This window comes from Bacillus sp. EE-W1 (assembly GCF_009760835.1).
In the GTDB taxonomy this organism is placed as follows: domain Bacteria; phylum Bacillota; class Bacilli; order Bacillales; family Bacillaceae_G; genus Bacillus_A; species Bacillus_A wiedmannii.
In genome coordinates this window covers 104,633-117,239 of record NZ_WIPE01000074.1, presented here as the reverse complement: position 1 = coordinate 117,239, position 12,607 = coordinate 104,633, and the positions used below count along the sequence as shown (strand labels likewise).

Sequence of the window (12,607 nt, the reverse complement as noted above, 5' to 3'; positions counted from 1 at the left end):
AGTGGGGAAACCCACTCTTTCGTGTTACTATCTACGTTTTATTGATGTGGAGAGGTAAGAAATTTCTGTCGTATATACATATTTTGTTACAAGTTTTACTTCTTAAATTTGGTAATACTAAGACAGATATTCCCTGCTTAACGGCAGGGGCTTTTATTAGCTAACGAGAAAGAATAAGATGGACCGTTTTTATGGACGGGGTCTTTTCTTGTAAATGGTACATGGCGGCAGGAAGGAGGCTGTTTATGGATAAGAAAGTCACAGAAGTTGTAGAAGCATTTGCGCAGCCAATCGTTGAAGAGTTAAATCTTGAACTTGTAGATGTAGAGTATGTGCAAGAAGGACAAGACTGGTTCTTACGCGTATTCATCGATTCTGAAAAGGGAGTCGACATTGAAGAATGCGGTGCGGTAAGTGAACGTTTAAGCGAAGCTTTAGATAAAGAGGATCCAATTCCTCATCTTTACTTTTTGGATGTATCATCTCCTGGAGCGGAACGCCCATTAAAGAAAGAGAAAGACTTCCAGCAAGCGGTAGGAAAACAAGTGGCAATTAAAACATATGAGCCGATTGATGGTGAAAAAATGTTTGAAGGAAAGCTACTTTCCTACGATGGTACTACAATTACATTATTATTAACAATTAAAACACGTAAAAAAGAAATCCAAATTTCAATGGATAAAGTTGCAAATGCGCGACTTGCTGTTACGTTTTAGTTAGAAGGGGGATCTTCATGAGCACTGAGTTGTTAGATGCCTTGCTCGTATTAGAGTCAGAAAAAGGAATTAGCAAAGATATTATTATTGATGCGATTGAAGCAGCGTTAATCTCTGCTTATAAACGCAATTTTAACCAAGCACAAAACGTTCGTGTGAGCTTTAACCCAGAAGTGGGAACAATTCAAGTTTTAGCACGTAAAGACGTTGTTGATAATGTGTTTGATCCACGTCTTGAAATTTCTGTTGAAGAAGCAAGACAAATTAATCCAAACTATCAAGATGGTGACGTACTAGAGATTGAAGTAACACCAAAAGATTTCGGTCGTATTGCAGCACAAACTGCAAAACAGGTTGTAACACAACGAGTGCGCGAAGCAGAGCGTGGTGTTATTTACTCTGAGTTTAGTGACCGTGAAGAAGATATCATGGTGGGTATCGTACAACGTCAAGATGCTCGTTTCATCTATGTAAGCTTAGGGAAAGTAGAAGCTTTATTACCTGTAAGTGAGCAAATGCCAAACGAACAGTACAAACCACATGATCGTATTCGCGTATTCATTACGAAAGTAGAAAAAACAACGAAAGGACCACAAATTTACGTATCACGTACACATCCTGGTCTTTTAAAACGTTTATTCGAAATGGAAGTTCCTGAAATTTATGATGGAACTGTTGAAATTCGTTCTGTAGCACGCGAAGCAGGCGATCGCTCTAAAATTTCTGTACATGCAGAGAACATTGATGTTGATCCAGTAGGTTCTTGTGTAGGACCGAAAGGACAACGTGTACAACGCATTGTAGACGAACTAAAAGGCGAAAAGATTGACATCGTTCGCTGGTCAAATGATCCAGTAGAATATGTTGCAAATGCTTTAAGCCCATCACAAGTTGTTAAAGTGCTTGTAGATGAAGAAGAAAAAGCAACAACAGTTGTTGTTCCAGACCACCAACTGTCATTAGCTATTGGTAAGCGTGGACAAAATGCACGTCTTGCAGCTAAATTAACAGGTTGGAAAATTGATATTAAGAGTGAGTATGATGCGAAACAACTTGGTATTGTAACAGAAGAAGATAGCGTAATCGCATTCGGATTCGATTCAGTTGAAGACGAAATCGAATAGAGGTGATGAGTATGAGCAATCGAAAAGTTCCGTTACGAAAATGTGTTGCAACGCAAGAAATGAAATCAAAACGAGAGCTCGTTCGCATTGTTCGTTCCAAAGAGGGAGAAGTGTCCATTGATTTAACTGGAAAGAAATCAGGACGAGGTGCTTATTTATCAAAAGATAAAGAAAGTATTCTTCAAGCCCAAAAGAAAAATGTTTTGGAACATCATCTAAAAGCGAAAATCGACGGTTCTCTATACGAAGAGCTTCTTGAGCTTGTTGAGAAGGAGTCGAAATAAGTGTCCGATTGGAAATCGTTTTTAGGACTAGCAAACCGGGCTCGGAAAATTATTTCGGGTGAAGAACTTGTTTTAAAAGAAGTACGAAGTGGCAAAGCAAAACTTGTATTGCTATCTGAAGATGCGTCAGCAAATACTACAAAACGCATCACGGATAAAGCGACGTATTACAACGTACCAATGAGAAAGGTCGAAAATCGACAACAATTAGGGCATGCGATTGGGAGAGACGAGCGAGTCGTTGTAGCTGTGTTAGATGAGGGCTTTGCGAAAAAGCTGCGTAGCATGCTCGATACAAATTACCGGGGGTGAAGGTATGAGTAAAATTCGAGTGCATGAATATGCAAAACAACATAATATCTCAAGTAAAGATCTTATGACAAAACTAAAAGAAATGAATATCGAGGTTTCGAATCATATGACAATGTTAGAAGATGAAGTAGTAAATAAATTAGATAATGCGTATCAAACTGAAAAACCTTCTGTTGCAGATGAGTTTGAAGTAGAAGAAAAAGTTGTTCGTAGTAAAAAGAACAGCAATAAGAAAAAGAAAAAAGGCAAAGGAAATGAAGACAAACGTCAAGATAACTTTGCTGGAAGACAACAAACACAAACTGTAGAAACACCAGATAAAGTTACTTTCTCTGGAAGTCTTACAGTAGGTGAGCTTGCTAAAAAATTAAGCAAAGAGCCATCTGAAATTATTAAGAAGCTCTTTATGCTTGGGATTATGGCAACAATTAACCAAGACTTAGATAAAGATACAATTGAGTTAATTGCTACTGATTATGGTATTGAAGTAGAAGAAGAAGTAGTTGTAAGTGAAACTGAATTTGAAACATTCATCGATGAGCAAGATGATGAAGAGAACTTAAAAGAGCGTCCAGCTGTAGTTACAATTATGGGGCACGTTGACCATGGTAAAACAACTTTACTTGACTCTATCCGTAATTCAAAAGTAACTGCAGGCGAAGCAGGTGGAATTACTCAGCATATTGGTGCATACCAAGTTGAAGTAAATGACAAGAAGATTACATTCTTAGATACGCCTGGTCACGCGGCATTTACAACGATGCGTGCTCGTGGTGCGCAAGTAACGGATATTACAATCCTTGTTGTTGCAGCTGATGACGGTGTTATGCCACAAACAGTTGAAGCAATTAGCCATGCGAAAGCAGCTGGAGTACCAATTATTGTAGCTGTGAATAAAATGGATAAACCAGCGGCAAATCCTGATCGTGTAATGCAAGAATTAACAGAATATGAATTAGTTCCAGAAGCTTGGGGCGGAGATACAATTTTCGTACCAATTTCTGCAATTCAAGGTGAAGGAATTGACAACTTATTAGAAATGATTCTTCTTGTAAGTGAAGTAGAAGAATATAAAGCAAATCCAAACCGCTATGCAACTGGTACTGTAATCGAAGCACAGCTTGATAAAGGTAAAGGAACTATCGCGACATTACTTGTTCAAAACGGTACACTTCGAGTTGGAGATCCAATCGTTGTTGGTACTTCATTCGGACGTGTTCGTGCAATGGTAAGTGATATTGGTCGTCGTGTAAAAGTTGCTGGTCCATCAACTCCTGTTGAAATTACAGGTTTAAACGAAGTACCACAAGCGGGAGATCGTTTCATGGCATTCGCTGATGAGAAGAAAGCTCGTCAAATCGGTGAATCACGTGCACAAGAAGCGTTACTTGCTCAGCGTGGTGAAAAATCTAAATTAAGCCTTGAAGATTTATTCCAACAAATCCAAGAAGGCGATGTAAAAGAAATTAACTTAATTGTGAAAGCAGACGTACAAGGTTCTGTAGAAGCAATGGCAGCGTCACTTCGTAAAATTGATGTTGAAGGTGTTAAAGTTAAAATTATCCATACAGGCGTAGGTGCGATTACAGAATCTGATGTTATTTTAGCTTCTGCATCTAATGCAATTGTAATTGGATTTAACGTACGCCCTGATGTGAATGCGAAGCGTACAGCTGAATTAGAGAATGTTGATGTTCGTTTACACCGTATTATCTATAAAGTAATCGAAGAAATCGAATCAGCAATGCAAGGTATGCTGGATCCAGAATTCGAAGAAAAAGTAATCGGTCAAGCGGAAGTACGCCAAACATTCAAAGTAACAAAAGTTGGAACAATCGCAGGTTGTTACGTAATTGACGGTAAAATTACACGTGATAGTGGCGTGCGTATTATCCGTGATGGCGTAGTAATTTTCGAAGGACAACTTGATACGTTAAAACGTTTCAAAGATGACGTAAAAGAAGTTGCACAAAACTATGAGTGTGGTATTACAATTGAGAGATATAATGATCTTAAAGAAGGGGACATCATTGAAGCGTACATTATGGAAGAAGTGAAGCGATGATTATCGCTTCACTCTCATTCGAGTGTATGATTTACGATGTGCATTCTTTAAAAGAGAAACGAGCAATTTTGCAACGGGTGCTAACTCGTGTGAAGCAGCGTTATAATGTAGCTGTTTCAGAAGTAGGGCATCAAGATGTATGGCAACGTACAGAAATTGCAATTGTTTCTGTATCCTCTAATCGTGTTATTTGTGAAAAAGAAATGAATCGTGTACTCGAGTACATCGATTCATTTCCTGAAATTGAACGTACAATAACACAATTGGAATGGTATTGAATGAGGTGAAGAGTTATGAAATTACGTGCAAACCGTGTAGGCGAGCAAATGAAAAAAGAATTAGGCGACATCATCAGTCGTAAAATTAAAGATCCACGTGTTGGATTTGTTACAGTAACAGATGTACAAGTGAGTGGAGATTTACAAATTGCTACAGTATATATTTCTGTTTTAGGTGATGAGGAACAGAAAGAAAGTACATTAAAAGGTTTAGCGAAGGCAAAAGGTTTCATTCGTTCAGAAATTGGCCAGCGTATTCGTCTTCGTAAAACACCGGAAATTTCCTTTGAGTTTGATGAGTCTATCGGATATGGTCATCGAATTGATACACTTTTACATCAAATTAATAAAGACGGTAAACGTGAAGAATAATGGATAGACATTTGTCTATCCATTTTTTCAATGCAAAATTAATTTTGGATAATTACTATGAAAGAATTATGATGAGGTGAACATATATGGAAGGTGTAGTATTATTACATAAGCCAAAAGGCATGACATCACATGATTGTGTATTTAAATTAAGAAAGATATTGCGTGAGAAACGAATTGGTCATACAGGAACATTAGATCCAGATGTAACAGGAGTATTACCTATTTGTGTAGGACGAGCAACGAAGATTGCACAATTTTTAACAAGTGAGACGAAAACATATGAAGGTGAAGTAACACTTGGATTTTCAACGACAACTGAAGATGCTTCTGGTGAAGTTGTTGAAAGGAAAAATGTAGATCGTGTTATTACTCGTAAGGAAGTAGAAGGGGCTCTTGCTGCATTAACAGGTACGATTGAACAAATGCCTCCGATGTTTTCAGCTGTAAAAGTTAACGGAAAAAAATTATATGAATATGCAAGAGCAGGACAAGAAGTTGAACGTCCAGTTCGTACAATTACAATTCATGAATTTGTATTACTAGATGACCGTGAAGTGTTTGAGGGAGAAAATATTTCATTCCGTTTCCGTGTAACGTGTAGTAAAGGGACATATGTAAGAACGTTAGCAGTAATGATTGGTGAAAAACTTGGTTTCCCATCACATATGTCTCACCTTGTAAGAACAGCTTCTGGTGAGTTTTTATTAGAAGATTGCATATCATTTGAAGAAATTGAAGAAAACGTGCAAAATGGAACAGTAGAGTCTATCTTCATTTCAATTGATGAAGCATTAAGTAAGTTTCCGAAAATGGTTGTAGATGAAAAGCAAGCAGAGAAAATAAAGAATGGTATGTTCTTAAAAAATGAATTGCAAATAACGGCGCCATTTATAACAGTGTTTGATACAAATAATCGTTGCCTTGCAATTTATGAGCACCATCCAAAACACCCTGGTATGCTAAAGCCGATGAAAGTACTTGTGAATAATCAAGAACTAAAGCTATAATGAATTATTGGAAGGATTATTACAGAAAAAGGTGAATTCAAGCGTGAAACTTATTCATTTAACTCATCCACATGAACAAAATAAATTAGAATTACCACCTACTGTAATGGCATTAGGATTTTTTGATGGCATTCATTTAGGACATCAATGTGTGATTCGAACTGCGAAACAAATAGCTGATGAACGAGGATATAAAAGTGCAGTTATGACATTTTATCCGCACCCATCTGTTGTTTTAGGAAAAAAGGAAGCGCATGCGGAGTATATTACACCAATGTGTGATAAAGAAAAAATAGTCGAAAACTTAGGGATCGATATATTATATGTTATTAAATTTGATGAATCGTTTGCAGGCTTATTGCCACAACAATTTGTAGATGATTATATTATTGGTTTGAATGTAAAGCATGTAGTAGCAGGGTTTGATTATTCATATGGACGTTTAGGAAAAGGAAAGATGGAGACTTTACCATTTCATGCAAGAGGGGAGTTTACACAGACTGTGATTGAAAAAGTTGAATTTCAAGAAGAGAAAGTAAGTTCTACAGCATTACGAAAGTTAATTCGAAATGGCGAAATGGAACAAATTCCATCTATTTTAGGTAGAGCATATACAGTAGGGGGAACAGTTGTACACGGTGATAAGCGTGGACGTCAAATTGGTTTTCCCACAGCTAATATAGGTTTAAGTGATGAGTATCTATTACCACCTGTAGGTGTTTATGCAGTGAGATTAAAAGTTCACGATGAATGGTACGATGGTGTATGTAATATTGGATATAAACCAACTTTTAAAGAAGATGAGCGTCAATTATCTATTGAAGTGCACTTATTTGAATTTAACAAAGACATATATGATCAAAATGTTACAGTAGAGTGGCATATGCGTATAAGAGAAGAAAAGAAATTCAATGGCATCGATGAGTTAGTTGAACAAATTGCAAAAGATAAGAAAATAGCACAAGAATATTTTGCGAACGAAAAGAATATACTTGCTTTTTCAAATGAAAAGTAGTATTCTATGTTATGTACTTTATGACAACCATTGCTTGGCATTGCGACTCACCGACGCTTGCTAGGTAATTGGGGGTTTAATTAATAGGAGGTGAAATAGGATGGCTTTAACACAAGAGCGTAAAAATGAAATCATTGCACAATTTAGAACTCATGAGACTGATACTGGTTCTCCAGAGGTTCAAATTGCTGTCCTAACGGAGCAAATTAACACTCTAAACGAGCACTTACGTACTCACAAGAAAGATCATCATTCACGTCGTGGTCTATTAAAGATGGTTGGTAAACGTCGTAACTTACTAACTTACCTTCGTAATAGCGATATCACACGTTACCGTGAATTAATCACAAAGCTTGGCTTACGTCGATAGTCAAAGAAGCGGGAATATTCCCGCTTTTTTGTTAGGTAAAAATATATCTTCTACCCTTTATAGCTTACTTCATTTTCGGTAATACTAGAGGTAGAATATTGTGATATACTATCCATTTACATAGAAGAATTGAATACTTTAAATTGAGAGGGGTACTTAAATGAGTCAAGAAAAGCAAGTCTTCTCGATAGATTTAGCTGGTCGCCAGCTAACAGTTGAAACAAGTCAGCTTGCGAAGCAAGCGAACGGAGCAGTATTAGTAAGATATGGCGATACAGCGGTTCTATCTACAGCAACTGCATCAAAAGAACCAAAAAATGTAGATTTCTTCCCACTTACAGTAAATTATGAAGAGCGTTTATATGCAGTCGGAAAAATTCCTGGCGGTTTCATTAAACGTGAAGGTCGTCCGAGTGAAAAAGCAATTTTGGCAAGTCGTTTAATCGACCGTCCAATTCGTCCGCTTTTCGCAGATGGTTTCCGTAACGAAGTACAAGTTGTCAGCATAGTAATGAGTGTTGATCAAGATTGTTCTTCTGAAATGGCAGCTATGCTAGGTTCTTCATTAGCGTTATCGATTTCAGATATTCCATTTGAAGGCCCAATCGCGGGTGCAACAGTTGGTCGTATTAACGGCGAATTCGTTATTAATCCAACAGTAGAACAGCAAGAACAAAGTGATATTCACCTTGTTGTAGCTGGTACGAAAGATGCAATTAACATGGTTGAAGCAGGAGCAGATCAAGTGCCTGAAGAAACAATGTTAGAAGCAATTATGTTTGGACATGACGAAATTAAACGTCTAATTGCATTCCAAGAAGAGATTGTACAAGCTGTAGGTAAAGAGAAATCAGAAGTGAAACTTTATGAAGTTGACGCTGATCTTAATCAAGCTGTACGTGAAATGTCTGAGAAGGATATGCATTCTGCAATTCAAGTACATGAGAAACATGCACGTGAAGATGCAATTAACGAAGTGAAAAAGCGTGTAATTGAGCATTACGAAGCGCAGGAAGCTGACGCTGATACATTAGGACAAGTAAGTGAGATTTTATATAAAATTGTAAAAGAAGAAGTACGTCGTCTTATTACAGTTGAAAAAATCCGCCCAGATGGCCGTAAAGGTGACGAAATCCGTCCATTAGCATCAGAGGTTGGTATTTTATCTCGTACACACGGTTCTGGTTTATTCACACGTGGACAAACACAAGCATTAAGTATTTGTACATTAGGTGCATTAGGCGATGTACAAATTTTAGATGGTCTTGGTGTAGAAGAATCAAAACGTTTTATGCACCATTACAATTTCCCATCATTTAGTGTTGGTGAAACAAGACCGATGCGTGGACCAGGTCGTCGTGAAATTGGTCACGGTGCACTAGGAGAACGTGCTCTTGAGCCTGTAATTCCATCTGAAAAAGATTTCCCATATACAGTGCGTCTTGTATCTGAAGTTTTAGAATCAAATGGTTCTACTTCACAAGCAAGTATTTGTGGTAGTACTTTAGCAATGATGGATGCTGGTGTTCCGCTTAAAGCTCCAGTTGCAGGTATTGCAATGGGTCTAGTTAAAACTGGTGAGCATTACACAATTTTATCTGATATTCAAGGTATGGAAGATCATTTAGGTGATATGGACTTTAAAGTAGCAGGTACAGCAAAAGGTGTAACTGCACTGCAAATGGACATTAAAATAGATGGTCTATCTCGTGAAATTTTAGAAGAGGCATTACAACAAGCGAAAGTTGGTCGTGTGCACATTCTAAATCATATGTTATCTGTTATTGCAGAGCCACGTACTGAATTATCAGCTTATGCTCCAAAGATTATTACAATGACAATTAACCCAGATAAAATCCGTGACGTTATTGGGCCGAGCGGTAAACAAATCAATAAAATTATTGAAGAAACTGGCGTTAAAATTGACATCGAGCAAGATGGTACAGTATTCATTTCTTCAATAAATCAAGAAATGAATGACAAAGCTAAGAAAATTATCGAAGATATCGTTCGCGAAGTACAAGTAGGTGAAATCTACGAAGGAAAAGTGAAACGTGTTGAGAAATTCGGTGCTTTCGTTGAATTATTCAGCGGTAAAGACGGATTAGTTCACATTTCTGAACTTGCACTTGAGCGTGTAGGTAAAGTAGAAGACGTTGTGAAAATCGGTGATGTAATTACAGTTAAAGTTATCGAGATTGACAAGCAAGGTCGCGTGAATCTATCTAGAAAAGTATTGCTAAAAGAAGAGCAAGAAAAAGAAGCTGCTAAAGAAGAAAACAAACAAGAGCAGCAATAAGTAAAAGCCAGTTAAACTGGCTTTTTTTGTTATATAAAAAATATGATTTACATATATTTTTATGTCAGTATAGGTATAGTTTTCATTATAACGCTCAAATTAACAAAGATAAGAAGAAAAAAGGTTTTTATATAGTTAATGGGAGGGTTTATATGAAAGCTCGTGTATTGGCATACATATGTATATTCTTTTTATATGTCAGTGTAGGCTCTTATTCCGTTTTTGCACAGGATAACTTATATGAAGAAATTCAAAAACATGCAAAACAATATGAGATTGCACCTCAAAATGCGATGATTGATAAGATATGGAAATCAACACCAGGATATAATGGAAGACAAGTTGATATCGAAGCATCCTATAATAATATGAAGAAACTAAAGAAATTTGATCAAAGAAATCTTGAATTCAAGGAAGTATCACCGAGTGTCCACTTAGAAGATTTATCACCAGCCCCAATTTATAGGGGACATCCAAATAAAAAGATGGTGGGATTAACAATAAATGTGGCGTGGGGAAACGAGTATTTGCCTCGTATATTAGAAATATTGAAAAAACATGATGTGAAAGCGACTTTCTTTTTAGAAGGACGTTGGGTGAAGGAAAATTTGCGATTTGCCAAAATGATTGTTGATGCAAATCAAGAAGTCGGAAATCATTCTTACACACACCCTAATATGAAAACGCTATCTTCTGATGAAATCCGAGATCAGTTACAAAAAACAAATCGAATGATCGAAGCAGCTACGAATCAAAAGGTAAGATGGTTTGCTCCGCCGAGTGGAAGTTTTCGGGATGAAGTCGTGAAAATTGCAGATGATTTCCAAATGGGAACGATTATGTGGACTGTAGATACAATTGATTGGAAGCGACCTGAGCCAGAGGTACTATTGCAGAGAGTGATGAGAAAAATACATCCAGGTGCTATCGTATTAATGCATCCAACGTCATCTACAGCAGAAGCATTAGATACAATGATTACAAAATTGAAGGAACAAGGATATAAAGTAGGGAATATAACAGAATTACTGGATGAAAAACGTGTGGATTAAATACATTTGCATGACATTCATCCTTAAACTTGTTATCATTAAATAATAGCACTTATTTAGAGAAACTGGCAGTAGGAGGAAAGTTTTTGATTAAAAAATATACTTGTAAAAATGGTGTAAGAATTGTTATGGAGAATATACCAACTGTAAGATCGGTTGCGATTGGTATTTGGATCCATGCGGGATCAAGAAATGAAAATGAAAAAAATAACGGGGTTTCCCACTTTTTAGAGCATATGTTCTTTAAAGGAACAGAAACACGTAGTGCACGCGAAATTGCAGAATCATTTGATAGCATTGGTGGGCAAGTGAATGCTTTTACTTCAAAAGAATACACTTGTTATTATGCAAAAGTGCTAGATGAGCATGCTAAATATGCTTTAGATGTATTAGCAGATATGTTCTTTAATTCAACATTTGATGAGGAAGAACTGAAAAAAGAGAAGAATGTCGTATGTGAAGAAATTAAAATGTACGAAGATGCTCCAGATGATATTGTGCATGATATGTTAACGAAAGCAACATATGAAACGCATCCGCTTGGATATCCTATTTTAGGAACAGAAGAAACGCTTGATACGTTTACAGGTGATACGCTACGCCAATATATCAAGGATCATTACACACCTGAAAATGTCGTTGTTTCAGTTGCAGGAAATATTGATGAAGCCTTTTTACAAACAGTAGAGCAATATTTCGGTAGTTATGAAGGAACAACAAATCGTGAACAAGTACATAGCCCAATTTTCCATTTTAATAAGGTAGCACGTAAAAAGGAAACAGAACAAGCTCATTTATGTTTAGGATATAAAGGCTTACAAATGGGACACGAAGATATTTATAACTTAATTGTATTAAATAACGTTTTAGGCGGTAGTATGAGTAGCCGTTTATTCCAAGAAGTACGTGAGCAACGCGGGTTAGCCTATTCAGTATTTTCTTACCATTCTTCTTATGAAGATACAGGTATGTTAACGCTGTATGGTGGAACAGGTAGCCAACAATTAGATACACTGTATGAAACAATGCAAGAAACATTAGAAACATTGAAAAATACAGGTATTACAGAAAAAGAGCTTATTAATAGTAAAGAGCAATTAAAAGGAAACTTAATGTTAAGTTTAGAAAGTACGAATAGCCGTATGAGCCGTAATGGTAAAAATGAATTGCTACTTCGTAAGCATCGTTCACTTGATGAGATTATTGAAAGTGTAAACACAGTAACAAAAGAAAATGTTGATGAGTTAATTCGTAACATGTTTACAGATGAATTCTCTGCAGCATTAATTAGTCCAGATGGAAAACTTCCAAAAGGAATAAAACTATAATTGCTTTATATGAAGTATGTAAAAATAACCGTATCTCTTTTAAATGAGATACGGTTATTTTTTTTGGATATACAGAATAGGTACTAATTATAGATAACTTAAATTCATAATTCGGTAGGGGGAGAGTGTATGCGATTAAGTGAATTAAGTGGCAAAGAGATTGTAAATTTAGAAAGAGCAGAAAAAATGGGAGTTTTAGGTTATGTTGATTTAGAGATTGATGAGAAGGATGGCCAAATACAGGCTCTTATCATACCGGCTGGGAAATGGGGAGGTTTTAAAAAGGAACCACAAGAAGTAAGAGTCACGTGGAGCCAAATTAAGAAAGTAGGGCACGATATGATCCTTTGTGATATTACGGATCATTCAAATTCGAAGTGAA

Annotated in this window: 14 protein-coding genes; all 14 read left to right on the top strand. The window is 36.6% G+C overall.

Annotation, left to right across the window (positions count from 1 at the left end; translation table 11 throughout):
• Positions 1-245 precede the first annotated feature (245 nt).
• Positions 246-716, top strand: coding sequence for a ribosome maturation factor RimP (gene rimP, locus GFJ36_RS19830; protein WP_000359099.1), 471 nt, complete (start codon positions 246-248; stop codon positions 714-716).
• A 17-nt stretch (positions 717-733) separates the two neighbouring features.
• Positions 734-1,840, top strand: a complete 1,107-nt coding sequence (gene nusA / locus GFJ36_RS19825; RefSeq protein ID WP_157349725.1) for a transcription termination factor NusA — start codon at positions 734-736, stop codon at positions 1,838-1,840.
• A gap of 11 nt (positions 1,841-1,851) precedes the next feature.
• Positions 1,852-2,124, top strand: a complete 273-nt coding sequence (gene rnpM, locus GFJ36_RS19820) for an RNase P modulator RnpM (RefSeq protein WP_000071127.1) — start codon at positions 1,852-1,854, stop codon at positions 2,122-2,124.
• Positions 2,125-2,436, top strand: a complete 312-nt coding sequence (locus GFJ36_RS19815) for a YlxQ family RNA-binding protein (protein ID WP_001286521.1) — start codon at positions 2,125-2,127, stop codon at positions 2,434-2,436.
• 4 nt (positions 2,437-2,440) lie between these two features.
• The gene (infB, locus tag GFJ36_RS19810; protein ID WP_000036353.1) at positions 2,441-4,501 is read left to right on the top strand and encodes a translation initiation factor IF-2; all 2,061 of its coding nucleotides are present in this window, start codon (positions 2,441-2,443) and stop codon (positions 4,499-4,501) included.
• Positions 4,498-4,779 carry a DUF503 domain-containing protein gene (locus tag GFJ36_RS19805; protein ID WP_000582364.1) on the top strand — a complete coding sequence of 94 codons (282 nt, stop codon included), beginning with the start codon at positions 4,498-4,500 and terminating at the stop codon, positions 4,777-4,779. The genes infB and GFJ36_RS19805 overlap by 4 nt, the downstream gene beginning before the upstream one ends.
• A gap of 15 nt (positions 4,780-4,794) precedes the next feature.
• Complete coding sequence (gene rbfA, locus GFJ36_RS19800; protein ID WP_000776445.1) at positions 4,795-5,151, top strand: 30S ribosome-binding factor RbfA; 357 nt, start codon at positions 4,795-4,797, stop codon at positions 5,149-5,151.
• An 86-nt stretch (positions 5,152-5,237) separates the two neighbouring features.
• Positions 5,238-6,161: a tRNA pseudouridine(55) synthase TruB gene (gene truB / locus GFJ36_RS19795; RefSeq protein WP_046957399.1), complete on the top strand. Its 924-nt coding sequence runs from the start codon at positions 5,238-5,240 to the stop codon at positions 6,159-6,161.
• 43 nt (positions 6,162-6,204) lie between these two features.
• Entirely contained in the window at positions 6,205-7,176 is a 972-nt protein-coding gene (ribF, locus tag GFJ36_RS19790; RefSeq protein ID WP_088123292.1) for a bifunctional riboflavin kinase/FAD synthetase, read from the top strand.
• Positions 7,177-7,276: 100 nt separating this feature from the next.
• Positions 7,277-7,546, top strand: a complete 270-nt coding sequence (gene rpsO / locus GFJ36_RS19785; protein WP_001229392.1) for a 30S ribosomal protein S15 — start codon at positions 7,277-7,279, stop codon at positions 7,544-7,546.
• A 160-nt stretch (positions 7,547-7,706) separates the two neighbouring features.
• The gene (pnp, locus tag GFJ36_RS19780) at positions 7,707-9,845 is read left to right on the top strand and encodes a polyribonucleotide nucleotidyltransferase (protein WP_046957398.1); all 2,139 of its coding nucleotides are present in this window, start codon (positions 7,707-7,709) and stop codon (positions 9,843-9,845) included.
• A gap of 152 nt (positions 9,846-9,997) precedes the next feature.
• Positions 9,998-10,897, top strand: coding sequence for a polysaccharide deacetylase family protein (locus GFJ36_RS19775; RefSeq protein ID WP_088064282.1), 900 nt, complete (start codon positions 9,998-10,000; stop codon positions 10,895-10,897).
• An 86-nt stretch (positions 10,898-10,983) separates the two neighbouring features.
• Complete coding sequence (locus GFJ36_RS19770; protein WP_000593006.1) at positions 10,984-12,225, top strand: M16 family metallopeptidase; 1,242 nt, start codon at positions 10,984-10,986, stop codon at positions 12,223-12,225.
• A gap of 129 nt (positions 12,226-12,354) precedes the next feature.
• Positions 12,355-12,606, top strand: coding sequence for a YlmC/YmxH family sporulation protein (locus GFJ36_RS19765; RefSeq protein ID WP_001239751.1), 252 nt, complete (start codon positions 12,355-12,357; stop codon positions 12,604-12,606).
• The last annotated feature ends 1 nt before the right edge of the window (position 12,607 follow it).